Annotated in this window: 16 protein-coding genes; 9 read left to right on the top strand and 7 right to left on the bottom strand. The window is 67.5% G+C overall.

The annotated features are described in order from the left end of the window. Positions 1-75: 75 nt before the first annotated feature. Together ACIBK0_RS41255 and ACIBK0_RS41260 are read right to left on the bottom strand one after the other, a co-directional pair. Positions 76-768, bottom strand: a complete 693-nt coding sequence (locus ACIBK0_RS41255) for an ABC transporter ATP-binding protein (RefSeq protein ID WP_399092048.1) — start codon at positions 766-768, stop codon at positions 76-78. Continuing rightward, positions 761-1,519, bottom strand: coding sequence for an ABC transporter ATP-binding protein (locus tag ACIBK0_RS41260; RefSeq protein ID WP_399092051.1), 759 nt, complete (start codon positions 1,517-1,519; stop codon positions 761-763). Before ACIBK0_RS41260 ends, ACIBK0_RS41255 begins: the two co-directional genes overlap by 8 nt. A gap of 241 nt (positions 1,520-1,760) precedes the next feature. Here ACIBK0_RS41260 and ACIBK0_RS41265 point away from each other — a divergent pair, with 241 nt between their 5' ends. From ACIBK0_RS41265 to ACIBK0_RS41275, 3 genes are all read left to right on the top strand, one after another. Further along, on the top strand, positions 1,761-3,368 hold the full coding sequence (locus ACIBK0_RS41265) for a long-chain fatty acid--CoA ligase (protein WP_399092054.1): 1,608 nt from the start codon (positions 1,761-1,763) through the stop codon (positions 3,366-3,368). 152 nt (positions 3,369-3,520) lie between these two features. Continuing rightward, entirely contained in the window at positions 3,521-4,882 is a 1,362-nt protein-coding gene (locus ACIBK0_RS41270; protein WP_399092057.1) for a tannase/feruloyl esterase family alpha/beta hydrolase, read from the top strand. Between the two features lie 168 nt (positions 4,883-5,050). After that, a complete protein-coding gene (locus tag ACIBK0_RS41275) occupies positions 5,051-6,496 on the top strand; it encodes a PHB depolymerase family esterase (protein ID WP_399092060.1) in 1,446 nt (481 codons plus the stop codon). 241 nt (positions 6,497-6,737) lie between these two features. On the opposite strand, the gene ACIBK0_RS41280 is transcribed toward ACIBK0_RS41275, so the two are convergent. From ACIBK0_RS41280 to ACIBK0_RS41290, 3 genes are all read right to left on the bottom strand, one after another. Then, positions 6,738-6,989, bottom strand: coding sequence for a hypothetical protein (locus tag ACIBK0_RS41280; RefSeq protein WP_399092063.1), 252 nt, complete (start codon positions 6,987-6,989; stop codon positions 6,738-6,740). Further along, positions 6,976-7,290 (bottom strand): DUF6400 family protein, encoded by a 315-nt coding sequence (locus tag ACIBK0_RS41285; RefSeq protein WP_399092066.1) that lies wholly within the window; start codon positions 7,288-7,290, stop codon positions 6,976-6,978. The genes ACIBK0_RS41280 and ACIBK0_RS41285 overlap by 14 nt, the downstream gene beginning before the upstream one ends. A 323-nt stretch (positions 7,291-7,613) precedes the next feature. Then, positions 7,614-8,333 (bottom strand): DUF6461 domain-containing protein, encoded by a 720-nt coding sequence (locus ACIBK0_RS41290; protein ID WP_399092069.1) that lies wholly within the window; start codon positions 8,331-8,333, stop codon positions 7,614-7,616. Positions 8,334-8,898: 565 nt separating this feature from the next. Between ACIBK0_RS41290 and ACIBK0_RS41295 the strand changes: the two genes are divergently transcribed. Next, positions 8,899-9,603, top strand: coding sequence for a hypothetical protein (locus ACIBK0_RS41295; RefSeq protein ID WP_399092072.1), 705 nt, complete (start codon positions 8,899-8,901; stop codon positions 9,601-9,603). A 456-nt stretch (positions 9,604-10,059) separates the two neighbouring features. Next, entirely contained in the window at positions 10,060-10,428 is a 369-nt protein-coding gene (locus ACIBK0_RS41300; protein WP_399092075.1) for a PRC-barrel domain-containing protein, read from the top strand. Positions 10,429-10,481: 53 nt separating this feature from the next. Here ACIBK0_RS41300 and ACIBK0_RS41305 read toward each other — a convergent pair whose 3' ends face one another. Continuing rightward, positions 10,482-11,777: an MFS transporter gene (locus ACIBK0_RS41305; protein ID WP_399092078.1), complete on the bottom strand. Its 1,296-nt coding sequence runs from the start codon at positions 11,775-11,777 to the stop codon at positions 10,482-10,484. 50 nt (positions 11,778-11,827) lie between these two features. After that, positions 11,828-12,586 (bottom strand): GntR family transcriptional regulator, encoded by a 759-nt coding sequence (locus tag ACIBK0_RS41310; protein ID WP_399092081.1) that lies wholly within the window; start codon positions 12,584-12,586, stop codon positions 11,828-11,830. A gap of 508 nt (positions 12,587-13,094) precedes the next feature. Here ACIBK0_RS41310 and ACIBK0_RS41315 point away from each other — a divergent pair. The 4 genes from ACIBK0_RS41315 (at position 13,095) to ACIBK0_RS41330 (ending at position 18,064) form a co-directional block, all read left to right on the top strand. Beyond that, positions 13,095-14,084, top strand: coding sequence for a CorA family divalent cation transporter (locus ACIBK0_RS41315; protein ID WP_399092084.1), 990 nt, complete (start codon positions 13,095-13,097; stop codon positions 14,082-14,084). A gap of 500 nt (positions 14,085-14,584) precedes the next feature. Then, complete coding sequence (locus tag ACIBK0_RS41320; protein WP_399092142.1) at positions 14,585-15,103, top strand: gluconokinase; 519 nt, start codon at positions 14,585-14,587, stop codon at positions 15,101-15,103. A gap of 43 nt (positions 15,104-15,146) precedes the next feature. Next, on the top strand, positions 15,147-16,091 hold the full coding sequence (locus tag ACIBK0_RS41325; RefSeq protein WP_399092087.1) for a DUF389 domain-containing protein: 945 nt from the start codon (positions 15,147-15,149) through the stop codon (positions 16,089-16,091). A gap of 134 nt (positions 16,092-16,225) precedes the next feature. After that, a complete protein-coding gene (locus tag ACIBK0_RS41330; RefSeq protein WP_399092090.1) occupies positions 16,226-18,064 on the top strand; it encodes a glycoside hydrolase family 15 protein in 1,839 nt (612 codons plus the stop codon). The last annotated feature ends 7 nt before the right edge of the window (positions 18,065-18,071 follow it).

The raw sequence follows: 18,071 nt of genomic DNA on the forward strand, positions 1-18,071 counted from the left end.
CCCCTCGTTTACGAGAGGGAGAAGTCAATCCATCCTCCTGGTGCCTACGTCACGAATGAGCGGGGTGACGGGGTGTCACAGCCCGAGAAAGGCGAGGAGTTCGCCCTCGCGTCGGCGTACGTCGGCGTTGTCGAGCGACTCGACGACCCGGCCCTGGGCGAGGAGGTAGTGGCGGTCGGCGACGGTGGAGGCGAAGCGCAGGTTCTGCTCCACGAGCAGCACCGACATTCCGTGCTCCTTGGCCCCGCGCAGAATCTCGCCGATCTGCTGCACGATCACCGGAGCCAGGCCCTCGGTCGGTTCGTCGCACAGCAGCACGCGGGCGCCGGCGCGTAGGACCCGGGCGAGCGCGAGCATCTGCTGCTCACCGCCCGAGAGCTTGCCGCCGGGGAAGCGGCGGCGCGCGGCGAGCACCGGAAAGGCCTCGTAGATCCGGGTCAGTGGCCACGCGGAGCGCGGGGCGGCCGGCGGCAGGGTCAGGTTCTCCTCGACGGACAGACCCGCGTAAATGCCTCGGTCGTCGGGCACGTACCCGAGGCCGAGCCGGGCCCTGCGGTGCGGGGCCGCCGCTGTGATGTCCCGGCCCGCCAGTGCCACCCGGCCGGTCATCCCACTGTGCAGGCCCATGGCGCAGCGCAGCAGTGTGGTTTTGCCCGCCCCGTTGCGGCCGACGATAGTGACGACCTCGCCTTCGCCGACCCGCAGGGACACCTCGTCCAGGGCCGTGGCCTCGCCGTACCGGGCGCTGAGGCCCTTGATCTCAAGCAACGTCGGCCCCCAAGTACGCCTCGACGACCCGTGGATCGGTCTTGATCCGGTCGTAGGGGCCCTCCACGAGCACTTCGCCGCGCTGCAGGACCGTGACGGTGTCGGCGAGCGAGCCGACGACACTCATGTTGTGCTCGACCATCACCACGGTGCGTCCCTCGCGGATCTGGTCGACGAGGGCCACGGTGCGGTCGATGTCCTCCAGACCCATACCGGCCGTCGGCTCGTCGAGCAGCAGCAGCGCGGGGTCCAGGGCGAGGGCGAGGGCCAGTTCGAGGGCCCGCTTCTGTCCGTAGGGAAGGTTTCCGGCGGGCCGGTCGGCGAGGTGCGCGAGCCCTACGTCGCCGAGGAGTTCCAAGGCCCGGCCGGAGAAGCGGCGCATCACTTTGTCCGTGCGCCAGAACCGGTGGCCGAGACCGGTGCCGGACTGGAGCGCGAGCTCGACGTGCTCCCTCGCCGTCATCTGCTCGAAGAGGCTGGTGACCTGGAAGGAGCGGGCGACGCCGAGGCCGGCAATACGCTCCGGCGGCTGGCCGGTGATGTCGTGTCCGTCGAAAGTGATGTGCCCACTGCTCGGCTTGAGAAATCCGGTCAGCAGGTTGAACAGGGTTGTCTTTCCTGCTCCGTTGGGGCCGACGAGCGCGTGGACCGTGCCCTCGGCGACGCTCAGGTCCACCGTGCTGACGGCGTGGAATCCCTGGAACTCCTTGGACAGGCCTTGCGTGACCAATATGGCGCGCGGTTGTCTCATGACGCCTCGGATGCGCAGGGGATGCACCGGCGGTTGCCGATGTGCGGCAGACGTTAAGTTCGGCCATGAACGGCGGCTACGGAGAGAATCTCCACAAGCCGCCCCTGCGCGGGTGTGGGTTTTCTCCCTGCCCGGGTCGCGCCGCCCGTCGCCGGTATGGGTACTTGCTCCACTGAGGTGCGGGACGGTCTGGAGTTTTCCTCCGTCGCTACGGTCCCGCAGCGCGGTGACGATGTGCGCCATGGCGATGATGGAGACTCCGCTCAACACCTGGCTGCTGTTCGGCCATGCCCCGCGCTACTTCCCCGACACCGAGGTCGTCACGCGACTTGCGGACGCCCGTGTGCACCGTTACACGTATGCCGAATTCGCCTGCCGCGCCCAGCAGTTGATGCACGCTCTGGACGCCCTCGGTCTGGCGTCGGGTGACCGGGTGGCCACCCTCGCCTGGAACGGCTACCGGCACCTGGAGGCCTACTGGGCCGTGCCCTGCACCGGGCGCGTCCTGCACACCCTGAACCTCAGGCTCTCTCCCGAGGACCTGGCCTATGTCATCGGCCACGCGGACGACCGCGCCGTCCTGGTCGATCCCGATCTTCTCCCCCTCCTGGAGAAGGTGCACGAACGGGGCGGCCTCGCCGGCGTGCGGCATGTCGTCGTGCTCGGCGACAAGGTGCCCGACACCGCGCTGCCGGGTGTGGTGGCGTATGAGGAACTGATCGCCGGCCTGCCGGACGCATACGCCCCCCGCGACATCGACGAACGCTCGCCGCTCGGTCTGTGCTACACCTCCGGCACCACGGGACGCCCCAAAGGCGTGCTCTACACACACCGTTCGACCGTGCTGCATGCCATCGCCGCGTCCTCGCAGGCCGCCATGTCCATCGGCCCCGGTGACTGCGTGCTGCCGGTCGTGCCGATGTTCCACGCCAATGCCTGGGGCGTTCCCTACACCGCCACTCCGTACGGCGCCAAGCAGGTGTTCCTCAGCGGCTCGCTGGACCCCGCGGCCCTGGTCGAGCTGATGGCCGCCGAACGGGTCACGGTCGCCGCCGGCGTCCCCACCATCTGGATGGCGGTCGCCGACGAGATCACCGCCCGCGGCGGGCTGCCTGAACTGCGGCATCTGCTGTGTGGCGGGGCTCGCCCGCCGCGCGCCCTGGTCGAACGCTACCGGCGCGACTTCGGCATCCCCTTGGTGCAGGTGTGGGGCATGACCGAGACCTCGCCACTGGCCAGCCTGGCGTGGCCGAAGGAACGGATGCGTGACTGGGACGAGGAGCGGGTCACCGACGCGGTGCGCACCCGGGCGGGTCTCCCGCTGCCCGGCGTGCAGATGGACATCCGCGACGAGGCCGGCAACTCCCTGCACTGGGACGGCATTTCGATGGGGGATCTGCTGGTGCGCGGCCCGTGGATCGCCGATTCCTACCTGGGCGGCGAGGGCGCCGCCCAGTTCACCGAGGACGGCTGGTTCCGTACCGGGGACATCGCCGTCGGCTCACCGGACGGCTATGTCGTCATCGCCGACCGCGCGAAGGATCTCATCAAGTCGGGCGGCGAGTGGATCTCCTCGGTGGACATGGAGTCGGCCGTCATGGCCATGCCCGAGATCGCCGAGGCCGCGGTCATCGCCGTCCCCGACGACAAGTGGCAGGAACGTCCGCTGGTCTGCGTCGCCCCGCGCCCGGGGTCCGCCGTGACCCTCGAACGCGTACGCGCTCACCTCGAGGCTGCGGGCTTCGCGCGCTGGCAGCTCCCGGACCGTATCGAGGTCGTGGAGGCCATCCCGCGCACCGGAGTCGGCAAGTTCGACAAGAAGGCGCTGCGGGCCCGCTTCGACTCCTGATCCGAAAGTCCCTCTGCCGAACCCGCTGGTCGGGCAGCACTCGACCCGTTCCCCTCTTCTCTCCCGCCCGTCCGAAAGCCCCTCTGCCCGAAGCCGCCGATCGGGCAGCTCTCGACCCGTTTCTCTCTTCTCCCCCGCCCGGAGGCCGAACGATGTATCTCAGACGCCCGCTCACGTTGTTGTCCGCCGCGCTCTTGTCGACGGCGGGAGTGTCCGCGAGCGCCACCGCGGACTCGGCGCATCCTTGCGCCCGCCAGGCCCACATCGCCGTACCCGGCGCGGAGTTGCAGACCACGGCCTGTCTGCCCGACATGACCACGGCCGCAACCGCCGGTACGGCCTACACCGACCCCGCGGACTGGGCCTCACTCGCCGCGAAGGGCACCAAGAACCCCACCGGCGTCCCCGGCATCCAGGTCGACGGTTACTTCCCCGACTCCTCGCACCTCAACAAGACCCACGGCTGGAACCACGACTCCCAGTTCGTCATCCGGCTGCCCGAGCACTGGACCGGCGGCCTCGTGGTGACCGGCGCGCCCGGCACGCGCAAGCAGTATTCGCTGGACACTCTCATCTCCGACTGGGTCATCGCCCAGGGCTATGCCTTCGCCTCCATCGACAAGGGCAACAGCGGCCCCGATTTCTACACCGACGGCAAGCGGCCCGGTGACGCGATCGTGGAATGGAACCGACGCACCACCGAGCTGACGCGCGCCGCGAAGACCGTCGTCCGGCAGGCGTACGGGCATCACCCGCGCCGCACGTACATGACCGGCATCTCCAACGGCGGCTATCTGACCCGCTGGCAGCTGGAGAACCATCCCGAACTGTACGACGGCGGGGTCGACTGGGAGGGCGCGCTCTGGACGCCCGACGGGCCGAATCTGCTCACCTATCTGCCGACGGCGGTCGCCTACCAGGCGGGCCGGGCCACCCACGACGACATGCTCGCCACTGGATTCGCCCCCGGCACCGAGTTCCTGTGGCCGTACCACAAGGCGGCCTACTGGGGCCTGACGCAGAAGGTGTACCGCGCCGAGGTCGATCCTTCGTACGACCCGAAGTGCCCCGGGGCCTCTGCCGGTTCGACGACAGCCGAGATCCTCGCACCCTGCGCGTCGGACGCCTCGTACGACTACGCGTCGCGGCCGCTCTCCGTGCGCCGGGCGGTCGAGCGGATCTCGCTCACCGGCCGGATCGGCAAACCCATGCTCACGCTGCACGGCTCGCTCGACGCGCTGCTGCCGATCGCGACGGACTCGGACGTCTACACACGCATGATCGACGACAGCCACCGCGGCCGCCTGCACCGCTCCTACACGATCGAGGGCGGCACTCACGTCGACGGGCTGTACGACGCCTATCCGGACCGCCTCCGCCCGATCCTGCCCTGCTACCGCTCCGCCTTCGGCGCCCTGACCGACTGGGTCGAGCACCGAACGGCCCCGCCGGCGAGCGGCGTCGTACCCAGGCCCGCATCCGGCGATCTGGTCAACTCCTGCGTGCTGCACTGACGTCGACGTGCTGCGCAGTGGAGGCGGCCGACACCCGCGGTGATCGAGATATGTGCTCCACCTCCGCTGGCGGGCAGCCGCTGCGGTTCTACGGTGACGCGGACCGCCCGCTCCGGAGGGACGACCGGAGCGGCGTCCGCCCCCATCCCCTCACCACGGGAGGACCGCATGTCGGTTCGTGACCGCGCCCGTATCTCCTGCTGGGCCGGGCTGCTGGCCCTGCTCCTCGCCCTGTTCGCCGTGCCACAGAGCGCATCGGCGGCGTCGCTCACCCAGGTGACCGGCTTCGGCTCCAACCCCGGCAATCTGTCGATGTACACGTACGTCCCCGACAACCTGCCATCCGGCGCTCCGGTGGTCGTGGCACTGCACGGCTGCACCCAGAGCGCGAGCGACTACTACAGCCACTCCGGCTGGCCCAAGTACGCCGACGCCTACGGCTTCGCGCTGGTCTTCCCACAGACCTCCAGCGCCAACAACGCCAACTCGTGCTTCAACTGGTACCAGTCCGGGGACTACACCCGCGGCCAGGGGGAGGCCCTTTCCATCAAGCAGATGGTCGACTACGCCAAGTCCCGGTACGGCAGCGACCCCGCCCGCGTGTACGTCACCGGACTGTCCGCCGGCGGCGCCATGACCTCGGTGATGCTCGCCGACTACCCCGACGTCTTCGCCGGCGGATCCATCGGCTCCGGCATCCCGGCCGGCTGCGCCACCGATCTCAGCAGCGGGCTCACCTGCGAGTACAACCCGGTCAGCAAGACCCCGCAGCAGTGGGGCGACCTCGTCCGCAGCGCGTCCGGCGGCTGGAGCGGACCCTGGCCGCGGGTGGCCATCTGGCACGGTTCCGGCGACTCGACCGTCCACCCGGCCAACGCCACCGAGTCGCGCGACCAATGGACGAACGTCTGGGGCATCGGCCAGACCCCGTCCTCGACCACCACGCTCACCGGTGGCACCACCCAGGCCGTCTACAACGACGCCGACGGCAGTCCCGCCGTGGAGACCTTCACCGTCTCCGGCATGGCGCACGGCCTCGCCGTGAACCCCGGCTCCGGGGCCGACCAGTGCGGCACGACCGGCACGTACTACCTCAACTACATCTGCTCCAGCTACTACACGGCGAAATTCTGGGGCCTGGACGGCACCTCCGGCGGTGGCACCGGCAGCCTGCCCGCGCCCAGCGGTCTGAAGGTCACCGGCACCACGGACACCAGCGTCTCGCTGTCGTGGAACGCCGTCAGCGGCGCCGCGTCGTACAACATCTACCGCGGCGCTACGAAGACGGGCTCGACGGCCTCCACCTCGTACACGGACACCGGGCTCGCCTCCGGCACGGCATACAGCTACACCGTCGCCGCCGTCGACTCGTCGGGCAGGGCCGGTGCCACCTCGACGGCCGTGTCGGCGACCACGACCGGCTTCCCACCGCAGTGCTTCACGGCAAGCAACTACAACCACGTCGCCGCGGGCCGCGCCCACCAGAACGGCGGCTACACCTACGCGAACGGCTCCAACCAGAACATGGGCCTGTACAACACCTTCATCTCCCACACCCTCGAAGAGACCTCCACCGGCTACTACGTCATCGCCGACTCCGGCTGCCCCTCCTGACCAGACGTGTATGTCCCTGCTCACCGCTGCGCCATCGGTGAGCAGGGGCACGGCATCACAAGCCAGTTCCGTGGACCGGGCAGGGCGGGGCACGGCGGTCCAGGCCGTGGACCACGGCGCAGGTGGCAGCCAGCACGGATCGCGGTCTCAGGTCCTCTTCAGTCAGGTCCGCGTTGCTCGGGTCCGCGCCGGGCAGGAACGCGACTCAGGTCCCTGTGTCAATCGTTGTGACTGATCACCGTCACCACAGGCGGCCGGTGATGCGCTCCCAGCGGGAGCGGGTAGCGCCGAAATGGGTCTCGTGTGCCCAGATGTGGGTGCACGACGGGCACTGCAGGTGGAGCAGGCTGCCGGTAGTGGAGAGCAGGTAGCGCCAGTGCTCGTGGCATGTACGCCCCTGCTCGCAGGTGGCGCACCCTCGATGGTCGTCGCAGTTCGGACAGGCCACCCAGGCACGGCGCCCGATGTCGGCCTGCGGGTCAAGCGGCAGCATGGCCGCCCCCTCTCCGCGGAAGCACACCGGCCGAGACCAGCTCGTCGTAGAGGCGCTGCTGCTCCCCGTTGAGGCCGGAGTACAGCAGCTCGGACGCCTCTTCCTCACCGCGCAAGGCGGCGATGGGGTCCCAGTCGGAGCCCAGAGCGGCCAGGACATGAGTCCGTCGGAGCATTTCGTGTGAGCCCAGGTCCACGGTCCAGTCGACCAGCGCGGGGGTGCCGGGGCCGTCCGCCGCAGGCCCGATCGGTGCGGCGGGTTCGTCCGGTTCGCCAGGAAGGATGGGGCCGTGGGAGGACATGCGACCGAACCTAGGTAAGCCTTGCTCGCTCCGGCAAGAGCAGGTGGGAGAAGTCACATCACGTCCGCGACCACGGCGGGACCCAAAGCCGCACCAGCTGCTCAGCCGCCTCCGCGTCACCACGTCGCCGATGACGCTCGTCGCCTCGCGCCACCGGGCGCCGCGTAGCGCTTACCGGAGCCACGGAAAGCTGGTTCGGCGCCTCCTCCTCCGGGGCGAACGTCTCCCCGCAGTGGCTTGAGGTCGTCCATCAGGACGTCCGCCCAGCCTCCACACTCTCGCCGCAGGCATCAACCATGAACAACCCTGCGTCCCATCCCGTGTCAGAGCTGATCTCGTCGAAGCTGTACGTAAGTCCGCTCGCCGTGCGCATCCGTAATGTCGATGGTGATGCTCTCCCACTCCTCGGCGGGCTCTTCCGGCACCTCGCCCGTCAGGTATGCGGCCTCCATCAGGAGTTCCTCGGTCACCCGCACGCCGGTGAGGCGGTCGGCCAGCGCGAAGACTGCCGCCTTGCGATCGATGTCGGGAGCTGGGTCGCCTGTGGGGTTGAGACCGACCTCGCGCATCACGCCGTTCAGTTCATCGGGAGTGCTGCCGGTCCTGTTCGCCGCCCACTCGAAGGTGGTCCGCAACTCCCCGTTCTCGTACCAGTGGAAGAAGTCCATGGGCTTCCCCCCGTTGCTCGCATGCGAGACGGCACGGGTCCCGGCGGAGAGGGCTTCCATGAGGCGAAGGGACCCCAGATCACCGCCGAACACCAGAGCGAGAGTCCAGTCCCCTCCCTCGCCCTGAACGGTGCACGCTCCCGCGAGGACGGACTCAGCCCAGTCATCGGATGCGTAGATGAGCTCCTGGTGCTGCTCGATCAGTTCGTCGAGCCCGTCGCAGACACCCCGTGGCTCGGCCCCCGCCGCCCTGAGGAGCTCCGCAGGCGAGACACCTCGCACCAGCGTCAGGGTGTACCCGGCTTCCAACGCGTATCGGAACAGGGAGGACGAGGCACGTATCCAACCGTAATCGCCTGCAGTGGCTGAGGTCATGCGACGCATACTGCCAGCGGCCGAGGACGCGGGGTGTACAGCATCAAGGCGGCCTCTCAGCAGGTCAACGACGACAGAGTCCGGCCATCCCAGCACCCACCACTGGCGTCACAGTCAGTCAGCCCCGACGGAAAGTGAGCCGGAGGCGTTGTGAGCCGCCAGGGTCGGACTCGGGCGGGTGGCTTGCGGCGAGCCCCAGACCCGCCGTGCGGGGCGCGGACGTACCGCCGGGCATGGGACCGATGCACGAGGCGCAGCTGTCCGGACCCGTCCTGCTCGTTGTTGAGGTGCGGCCGCCGCCGACGCGACGGCGTGCACGCTCCGCGACGTGCTCGCGCACACGTGGGCGACCGCGCAGGACAGGCGTCAGCTGCTCGGCGTGCCGCTGCCGCCCGCGCTGTGTACACGGACGCCGGCGGCGGAAACCGGCGCGCACGCCTGCGGCCCTGACGGCACGGCCATGGCGCGGCGCTACGGGGCAGTCACCCCCGGGTGAGTATGCGCAGCCTTGCTCTGAGTAGCGCTACTCATGCCCGGGTCCGCTGCTCGCGCCCACACTGCGAACATGAGGCGACATTCCAGGGAGAAACCGCTTATTGGATGGATCCGGCGACCGTTTCGCGTACGGCATGCCGCGGCACCGGCGGCACTGTGCGCGCTCGTCCTCGCCGGCTGCGGCACCGAGCACGCGGGCAACAGGGACCCGAAGGCCGGAGTCGACGACCGGGTCGAGGCCGGCTCGTCCGCAGGACCCGGAGCAGGGTCCGACGACACCGAGTTTCTCGCATTCATGGAGCTTCTCAACTCCCTTGCCGAGCCGTGCGTGACGGACCCCCCGGTCTCCGAACCGCCAATGGAGCCGGATCCGACGGGCCCGACCACCGCCCCCCTGCCCGAACTGTCCGTCCCCGACGAGCCTCCGCCCACAGGTGAACCCAGAGATCCCGAGGACGCCAAGAAGCAACTGGCGCTGAGCTCCACGGAGAAGTGCGAGGCCCGCATCCACGCCGACCGCATCACGAAGGCTCTCAAGGACACGCCCGACCCGACGCCACGCCAGGTCAGAGAGGTCCTGCGCAGCCTCGGCTACATCGGCGAGCGGATCCACGGCCCGCAACACTCAGGACAGAGCGTGGAGTTCACCCTCGACCTGCGCGTGCTGGGCGGCCAGCTGTGCCTCCTCGGCGGCGTCACCGACACGCGGACCGTCATCGAGCCGTACGGCGCTTCCTCGGAGGTCGACTGCCTGGATGTACAGCGCCGTCGCTGAACAGGCAGACAGACTTGTTCCTCGCCGGCCCAACCTCGCGGATCGATAACGGCTTGGGGTCAGACGTTGAGGCCGGCGATGTGGGCGAGCGCGCCGATGCGGCTTGCGGGAATGTCACCGGCCTGCACGGCGAGCTCGGTGCCCGGTGGCGGCAGCGTCGAACAGGAGCCGGGGTTCATGCCCCGGCCGAACAGGGTCGCCGCGTCGCCGGCGGGCAGGAGGGCGAGAGGCCGTCCGCTCCCAGTCGATGAGCACGGTTCTGTGGGCTGCTGGAGTCGTCCCCCGACGCAGCGGGGAGGGTTGCTCCGCATGTCGGGAGTCAGTGCGGTTCAATCCCTGGGCCCGGGGCACTCGAAACAAAGGCGGAGCACAAAACCGCCTGCCTCAACCTACGGAAAAAGAGGGAACGGCGGGAATCCTTGCTGTTTCTCTGTTTACCGGAGGAGTTGTATTCGAGTGACTGAGCATGTGTGGAGCTACAAGTCGACCGCGGGCCGCGTGACAGGCGCCGACCTCACGGGTTACAAGGTCGAGGCCACCGACGGGAGCATTGGCAAAGTCGACAAGCACTCCGATGAGGTCGATGCCGCCTACCTGGTGGTAGACACGGGCGTGTGGATCTTCGGCAAGGAAGTACTGCTACCGGCGAGCACGGTGGTCAGTATCGACGCGGACGAGCAGAAGATCTTCGTCGACCGCACCAAGGAGCAGATCAAGGACGCCCCGGAGTTCGTCCGGGACAAACACCTTGGCGACCCCGAGTACCACGACGAGCTGAGCACCTACTACGGCACTGGCGTGCCCTTCGGCGGCTCGCACTCGTAACCCGACACCCTGTTCCGGCCTGTCGCCTTGCGGGGTGGCGGGCCCACTGTGCTTCACAGCTCACGGGCGCGAGGAAGTCCCGGTTGCACGGTGCGCACGGGCTCGGAGGCTTTTCCCTCGGGCAATTTGCGCATGGTTCGAAGCGGTGACAGGAAGCTTGGGAGAAAACTCAGCATCATGCCGGCCGCACCGATCCACAATGTAGCTGTTGCTCCAAACACAGAGCCGCACGCTCCACCCAAAACTCCCCCCAGAGGAATGCCTCCCCAGGAAACGAATCGGGCCGTCGCGCCCATCCGGCCCATGAGTCGATCTGGCGTGAGGGCCTGCTGGAAGCTTGCTTGAGCCACCACGCGGACGACTCCACCCAGTGAAAGAGCCGCGAGTCCGATCGCTGCCGCATACACGCTCCCACCAGGTCGCGCCAACGGCATCAGGACGGTCAGCGGACAGGTGACCAATGGCGCGAGCCAGATGACCGGACCTTGTCCGAGCCGCTTCGAGAGCCTGGTTGCCAACAGTGCGCCCACCAGGGCGCCACAACCCATTCCCGACAGAATGAGGCCGATACCGAAGGACCCGAGGCCCATCTCCCTCTCCAGGAAGACCAGCAACATGGTTTGATACATGACCAGGAAGAGGTTGAATATCGCATCCCCCAGGATGGTTGCGCGTAGAACAGGATATTTCAGAACGAACTTCAATCCCTCCTTGATATCTCGACGCAATTGAGGGTCCTCACTTGGCTCCAGCTTCTGTTCGCGTTTGCGGATACTGATCGCGAGCAGACCCGATAAAGCCATCCCGACCGAACTCGCCACAAGCGTTGCCGGGGCTCCGGCCCAGCCGACCATTGGGCCTGCGACAGCCGGACCACTGATACTGGTCACGGACCGAATAGCCGAAAGTTTCGAGTTTCCTTCCACAAGTTTGCCGCGGCCCACCAAGTGGGGCAGATAGCTGACGTACGCGACATCGAAGAAGACAGTCAGCACTCCATGAACCAATGCGACTGCGTAGAGCCACCAGATTGCCAGAAGGCCTGCCCACCACGCCATCGGTATCGTCAAGAGGACCAGCGCCCTCACAAGATCGGTGCCGATCATCACCGATCGCTTCCGCATGCGATCCACCCACGCGCCTGCCGGTAGTCCGACCAGGAGCGAGCCTGTCGTGGTCATCGCTGTCAGTAATCCGACCTGGAACTCGTCGGCATTCAATGCCACGATGGCAACCAGCGGCAAGGCCAGAAAGATAATTCGATCGCCCAGCTGGCCGAGCGCGGTGGCGACAAACAGACGCCCGAAGTCCGGATCGCGTAAGAGACCTAGCCGGGAGGGTATTGACATTCGAGTCACCTGCTGTCGGATTTGAAATGTCGCTCTACTGGATTCGACGGCTACGGCTGGTCGACTGCGAACTCGTAGGCCACTTCCCGGCGCACGTCCGGAATGACGATGTCGGCGGTTTCCACCGGACGTCCGTCGGTGTCGTAGATGGTCCGCTCGATCTGGAGCACCAGGTCCCCGACGCTGATGCCCAGTAGGTTCGCCTGTGCCTGGGTGGCACGAGCCGGGCGCGGCAGCTCGACCACGGTCTCGATGACCACGCCGATGGAGCGCATGCGCTCGACCACCCCCTTGCCCGCGAGGGGGCCCCTCTCGGGCATGACGATCGGCGTTCCGTCCGTGATGGCCATCGGCTCCCAGGATTCGGAGAGCTGGACGGGTTGCCCGTCGGCGAGGAACTCGTAGTGCGTGTTTACGCAGAGGTCTCCGGGGCTGATGGCGAGCCGCTCGGCGATTGCGTCGGGGGCGGGGACACGCGCCTGGCTGTGCGAATCCCAGGCTTCGGCCCTGCCCCGCTCCTTCATGCCGGCGCGGGAGGGGAAGCCGCCCCCGCGTTCGCTGTGGCGTGAGCGGACCATCCGCAGGCGCTCGCGCGGGATGCGGACGTAGGTGCCCGAGCCCGCGCGTCCTTCGAGGAGGCCATTGATGATCAAGCCGTCCACGGCCCTCTGCATGACGTTGCGCCCGACCCCGTACTCCTCGGCGAGCAGGGCCCGGGACGGCAGGCGCTCCCCGATCCCCCACTCTCGGGCGAGAATCCGTGCGCGCAGCGCGTCGGCTACTGCAAGGTACGGCGCCTCTCGCGGCATAGGTGACTCTCCGATTGCTCTGCTGCGCGGCAGCCGGTGATTCCAGGCGGCGTTGGCAAGCTACTGCACCGGGTGAAAGCTACTGGAGTAGAAATACGCTCGGTCCTCGACGGCTACGGAGGTTCGTCGAGGCGGATCACCGCAGCGCGAGCGGTGCTTCCGGTATCCGGGCCGCAAGCCGTTGCCGGACCGGCGGTCGGGACGACCGGCGGGACCCTCAACGGCGTCACCCGACTGCTGCCCCTGCTCGACGCGATCCCGACGGCCCGCGAACCGCTCCGAAGCCCTGATCCACCTCGCGATGATCAACCTGATGGCCCACAGACTCACCCACGGAGCCAGACCCGACCGGCGCGTTACGTGGACCGGGACCAAGCGCCAATCGATGGGCCGAACGCTCAGTCACTTCGGTTGCACTCGTCGAGGCGCCTGCGGGTGTTCCGAGTGCGCGGCCGCCCGAGTGTGCGCATGGTGGGAACTACGGACCGCGTGACAACGGTGAGGGGCGATGATCGTATCGGTGGTGTCGATGCCGGAAGGGATCGTCACTCGTACCGACGTGTCGGAGGCACGTGAGCGTCTCGCCGTGTCCGACTTCCTGCTCGTCGACATCCAGCTGCCCGACGAGATGGCATCCGACCACCCGTCGGTCGTGCTCCAGCTCGGGCTCGGGACCGAGAACGTGTCCTGGTTCGGCAGGTCGGGTGAATCCGTGCGGGCCGAATACCTCGGGGACAGGGCAGGTTTCGTCGTACCTGTGATCGAAGGCAACCGAGTCGTTCATGTCCACGCCCTGGTGACCGAGCGACACCTGATCACAGCGCACCGAGGCCCGGCCGCGTTGTTGGAAAGGCTCACTTCACAACTGGGCCAGGAAAGGCCAGCCGACACCGTGGCCGTGCTGTTCCTGCTCCTGCAAGAGGCTCTGGAGACCTTTCGCCGGGCCTCCGTGGACGCCCTCTTGGTGGTGGAGGACCTCGAGAACCAAATGTTCGAGAAGCGGCGCCCCGAGCAGGTCTTCCGCTTGGCACAACTAAGACGGCTCGCCGCCCTCCTGCACCACTCCCTCCTGCCCTACCTCCAGGTGACGGACGAGATCTTCACGCGGAGGATGTTGAGCAGCAGCTTCCCCGAACAGCGGCAACGACTCGCCCGGGAGTTCCAACATGCCAGCAGGCTGGTACTCACGGACATCGAGTCCGTCCAGGACGCCACCCGGCGCGCCTTCGCCAGCTACTCCTCCCTGGTTTCCGGTGAGCAGAACGGCGTGATCAATCGGCTGGCCATCGTGTCGACGATTTTCCTTCCGCTGACGTTCCTGACCGGGTACTTCGGAATGAACTTCACCTACCTGACGAACGAGTTGGAGAGCAGGGCGGTCTTCTGGCTGCTGGCCGTCTGGTTGCAGGTGTCCGTCCTGTTCATCGCTCTTTATGTGCTGCGCCGCACCCACCTCTGGCGAAAGCTCCTTGACGACGATGGCTCGCAGGACCGCTGACTGCTCCCCTCCTGAATGGAGGCTTGAATCGACCTGGTACACCGCAGGCGCGGGATGCCGCAGCCTGGTCGCAGTATCCGCGGCAGCACGTTGCACGTTGTCCACACCGGTGCTCAAGGACTGCACCACGCGCAGGCTCGGCAGTGTCGCCAGCAGCGGCAGCTCTGTGGTGGTGAAGGTGTAGGGGATGACGAAGAACTCGACGGCCTCCAGTCCCCCGCTGCTGGGGGCTGTCCTGTGCCGTCCCAGACAAGCGCATGCCAGCCCGGAGGAAGACCGCCGAGGTCGGCCGGTGTGACCGGCAGCAGGGCTCTGGCCCTGTCGGACGTCTCGACGGAAGTCATCGGCTGGACTCCTGGCCTGACGGCCGGTTGCGGCCAGGTGGTCAGAGCCGTCGGGCGCCTGGCAGACGGTTCGCAGGCGACACGATATGAAATGTCAGGCGATAGTGGACTTGTAACAGTGTTCCGTCATCACTTCAGGGAGGCTCGTTGGCCAACATGGCCTGCGGTTCGCGTGTGGTGATCGTGATGGGTGTGTCGGCGTCCGGGAAGTCCACCGTCGGCGCGCGGCTCGCGCAGCGGCTCGGCGTGCCGTTCCTGGAGGGCGATAGCCTCCACCCCGCGTCCAACCGCGCCAAGATGGCGTCCGGACACCCTCTCGACGACGTCGATCGCCGGCCCTGGCTGGCGGCTCTGACGGAGTGGATCCGCTCGACTGCCGCGGGGGGACACGGAGGTGTTGCCACATGTTCCACACTCAAGCGCGCGTACCGGGACCAGTTCCGGCGCACGGGAGCGGACGTGTGGTTCATCTACCTGGCTCTTGATCGTGAGATTGCCGCGGAGCGGATCGCACACCGGCACGGGCACTTCATGCCTCCGAAATTGCTCGACTCCCAGTACGACATCTTGGATCCGCTGCAGGCTGATGAGCCGGGCGTCACCATCGACGCGTCCGGCAGCACGGCGCAGGTCGTGACAGCGGCGCTGCACGCAGCGTGCGAGCCGGACCGGTAGCGGGCCCCTGGCTGAATCCGGCTCCCGCCCTCAGGAGGTTCGGATGGACTTGATCCACTTCCGAATGGTCATGCCGTCCGAACTCACCCAGCCTGCCGTCGACCTGCTCACCGCGCACGATCGCGTCCTCAACCTCGTGGTCGTGAAGTCGGCCCACGTTCCGGGCGGGGACACGCTCGAATGCGACGTGATGAAGGGCGCCGCGAACGGCGTGCTGGGTGACCTGCGCAAGCTGGGTGTCGACCGTACGGGGTCGATCGCCGTCGACGGCGTCGACATCATGTTCTCCCGGCGAGCGGAGCAGATAGAGGCCGACCAGCCGAGCGCGCTCGTCCACGCGCCGCTGTGGGCCGCGGTCGAGGCCCACATTCGGGCGGAAGGAACTTATGCGCCGTCCTTCTACCTGTTCTTGGTCATTGCCGGGCTCATCGGCGCGGTCGGCATCATGACGAACTCGCAGATCCTCATCGTGGCCGCCATGGTCGTCGGCCCCGAGTACAACGCGATCGCCGGCGTCGCCCTCGGTCTCGATCGTCGTCACCGTCGCAGGGTCTGGGAAGGGATGCGCGCGCTGACGGTCGGCTTCCTGCTGGCCATTGCGGTCACTTTCGGCTTCGCCGCACTGGCTCGGGGTGCCGACATGCAGTCCAAGGCCTTTGACCTGGGTCTACGGCCCGTCTCCCACCTCATCGACACGCCGGACTTCTTCTCAGTTGTCGTCGCTTTCCTTGCCGGCATTGTCGGCATCGTCTCGCTCACCGAGGCACGCGGCAGTGCCCTGCTCGGAGTTTTCATCTCCGTGACCACGATTCCCGCTGCGTCGGACATCGCTGTCTCGCTCGCCTTCGCCGACTGGCACGAGGCATGGGGCTCGCTCGTCCAGCTTCTGCTCAACGTGGTCGTTCTCGTGGTGGTCGGCGTCCTCACCTTTCGGCTGCAGCGAAGGCTGTGGCGCCGCGCGACACGACGTGCCTCCGTGGGACCGTAGGCGGGAGAAGACGATCACGTTCGCGACCCGCACTTCCTGCGCGGTCCGAGCCCGGCGGGACGGAGCCGGACCCTCGGCCTACGCTGATCAGGGGGGTGCATTCGGGGGAATCGCACGCCGGAAGGGGCGCCCCGATGGACGACTACCCGCTGATCGAGAACCACGGCCTGCTCGGCGATCTGCAGACTGCGGCGCTGGTGACCACCGAGGGAACCGTCGACTGGTTCTGCGTTCCGCGATTCGACTCCCCCAGCGTGTTCGGCGCGCTTCTGGACAAGGACAAGGGCGGCCACTGCACGGTCCGGCCGCAGCACGCGACCTACACGACCAAGCAGTTGTACCTCCCCGACACAGCGGTCCTGGTGACCCGATTCATGACCGAGGCGGGCGCCGGGGAGGTGCTCGACTTCATGCCCGTGACGGGTACGACGGTCACCCCCAGGCACCGGTTGGTCCGCATGGTCCGCTGCGTGCGCGGCAGCATGACGTTCGACGTCGAGATCACCCCGCGGTTCGACTACGGACGCAAGGCTCATAAGTTGCACATGACCGAGCACGGAGCGGTGTTCGTCTCGGACGACGGCGCAGAACTCACCGTGCATGCCATCCGCGAACCGGAGGACGAGCGCATACTCGAGGTCCTCACGGACCGGCAGGACGACCTGCACTTCACGCTGACCCTGCAGGCGGGCCAGGAGCGCGGCCTGATCCTGGAATCGGCCGCCGACGGGCCGCCCAAGGAGATCCGCCTCGCCGAGTACTGGCAAATCTTCGAAGACACCGTCAAGTACTGGCGTTCCTGGCTCAGCCACTCGCAGTACTCGGGGCGCTGGCGAGAGGCCGTGGAACGCTCCGCGATCACACTGAAACTCATGACCTATGCCCCCAGCGGTGCCCTGGTGGCTGCCCCGACGGCGGCGCTCCCGGAGCAACTGGGCGGCGAGCGCAACTGGGACTATCGCTTCACCTGGGTCCGTGACGCCTCTTTCTCCGTGTACGCCCTTCTGGGACTGGGCTTCACCGAAGAGGCCAGGGCGTTCATCGTGTGGCTGGGCAACCGGGTCAAGGAGCGGGCCGGCAGCGACGGGGACTCCGGTCCCCTCAACATCATGTACAAGGTCGACGGCTCCTCCGACCTGGACGAGCAGATTCTCGACCACTGGGAAGGCTATGCAGGATCCGCGCCGGTGCGGATCGGCAACGGCGCGGCTACGCAGCTTCAACTCGATGTCTACGGCGAGGCTCTGGACAGCATCTACTTCGCGCATCGGCACGGAATCCAGCTGGGGCACGGAGGATGGACGTCGCTGCTGACGAACCTCGACTGGCTGGTCGACCACTGGGACCAGGCGGGAGAAGGCTTGTGGGAGACCCGCGGCGGCCGCAAGAACTTCACGTACGGCCGTGTGATGTCGTGGGTGGCCTTCGACCGCGCTCTGCGGCTCGCCGAGTCGAACGGCCGGCCGGCCGCGGCCGCGCGCTGGAGCGCCGCTCGGGACGAGATCTACGATCAGGTCATGACCAAGGGGTGGAGCGAGGGACAGCAGGCCTTCATCCAGCACTACGGCAGTGACGTACTGGACTCCTCGCTGCTGCGCATGTCGACGGTCGGGTTCATCATCCCCGAGGATCCGATGTGGCTGTCGACCCTCGACGCCATGGAACGGGAACTGGTCAGCGACAGCCTGGTCTACCGCTACAACCCCGAGGCCTCGCCCGACGGCCTGCGGGGCTCGGAGGGAACCTTCTCGCTGTGCACGTTCATGTATGTCGACGCCTTGGCGCGCGCGGGGCGGACCAACAAGGCAAGGCTGGTGTTCGAGAAGATGATGGGGTACGCCAACCATCTGGGCCTGTACTCGGAGGAGATCGACTTGACGGGCCGCCAACTGGGGAACTTCCCCCAGGCGTTCACCCATCTTGCCCTCATCGACGCGGCCATCACCCTGGACGCGGCTCTGGAGCGGCGGTAGTCGGGTC

The sequence above is a fragment of the Streptomyces sp. NPDC050564 genome, assembly GCF_044457265.1.
Taxonomy (GTDB): Bacteria; Actinomycetota; Actinomycetes; order Streptomycetales; family Streptomycetaceae; genus Streptomyces.

Excerpts from the sequence above, each read along its gene's own strand:
- ACIBK0_RS41290 (WP_399092069.1), bottom strand. The coding sequence starts at position 8,333 with ATGACCTCAGCCACTGCAGGCGATTACGGTTGGATACGTGCCTCGTCC.
- ACIBK0_RS41315 (WP_399092084.1), top strand. The coding sequence starts at position 13,095 with ATGATCGTATCGGTGGTGTCGATGCCGGAAGGGATCGTCACTCGTACC.
- ACIBK0_RS41330 (WP_399092090.1), top strand. The coding sequence starts at position 16,226 with ATGGACGACTACCCGCTGATCGAGAACCACGGCCTGCTCGGCGATCTG.
- ACIBK0_RS41310 (WP_399092081.1), bottom strand. The coding sequence starts at position 12,586 with ATGCCGCGAGAGGCGCCGTACCTTGCAGTAGCCGACGCGCTGCGCGCA.
- ACIBK0_RS41275 (WP_399092060.1), top strand. The coding sequence starts at position 5,051 with ATGTCGGTTCGTGACCGCGCCCGTATCTCCTGCTGGGCCGGGCTGCTG.
- ACIBK0_RS41320 (WP_399092142.1), top strand. The coding sequence starts at position 14,585 with ATGGCCTGCGGTTCGCGTGTGGTGATCGTGATGGGTGTGTCGGCGTCC.
- ACIBK0_RS41265 (WP_399092054.1), top strand. The coding sequence starts at position 1,761 with ATGGCGATGATGGAGACTCCGCTCAACACCTGGCTGCTGTTCGGCCAT.
- ACIBK0_RS41280 (WP_399092063.1), bottom strand. The coding sequence starts at position 6,989 with ATGCTGCCGCTTGACCCGCAGGCCGACATCGGGCGCCGTGCCTGGGTG.
- ACIBK0_RS41285 (WP_399092066.1), bottom strand. The coding sequence starts at position 7,290 with ATGTCCTCCCACGGCCCCATCCTTCCTGGCGAACCGGACGAACCCGCC.
- ACIBK0_RS41305 (WP_399092078.1), bottom strand. The coding sequence starts at position 11,777 with ATGTCAATACCCTCCCGGCTAGGTCTCTTACGCGATCCGGACTTCGGG.
- ACIBK0_RS41270 (WP_399092057.1), top strand. The coding sequence starts at position 3,521 with ATGTATCTCAGACGCCCGCTCACGTTGTTGTCCGCCGCGCTCTTGTCG.
- ACIBK0_RS41295 (WP_399092072.1), top strand. The coding sequence starts at position 8,899 with ATGAGGCGACATTCCAGGGAGAAACCGCTTATTGGATGGATCCGGCGA.
- ACIBK0_RS41325 (WP_399092087.1), top strand. The coding sequence starts at position 15,147 with ATGGACTTGATCCACTTCCGAATGGTCATGCCGTCCGAACTCACCCAG.
- ACIBK0_RS41260 (WP_399092051.1), bottom strand. The coding sequence starts at position 1,519 with ATGAGACAACCGCGCGCCATATTGGTCACGCAAGGCCTGTCCAAGGAG.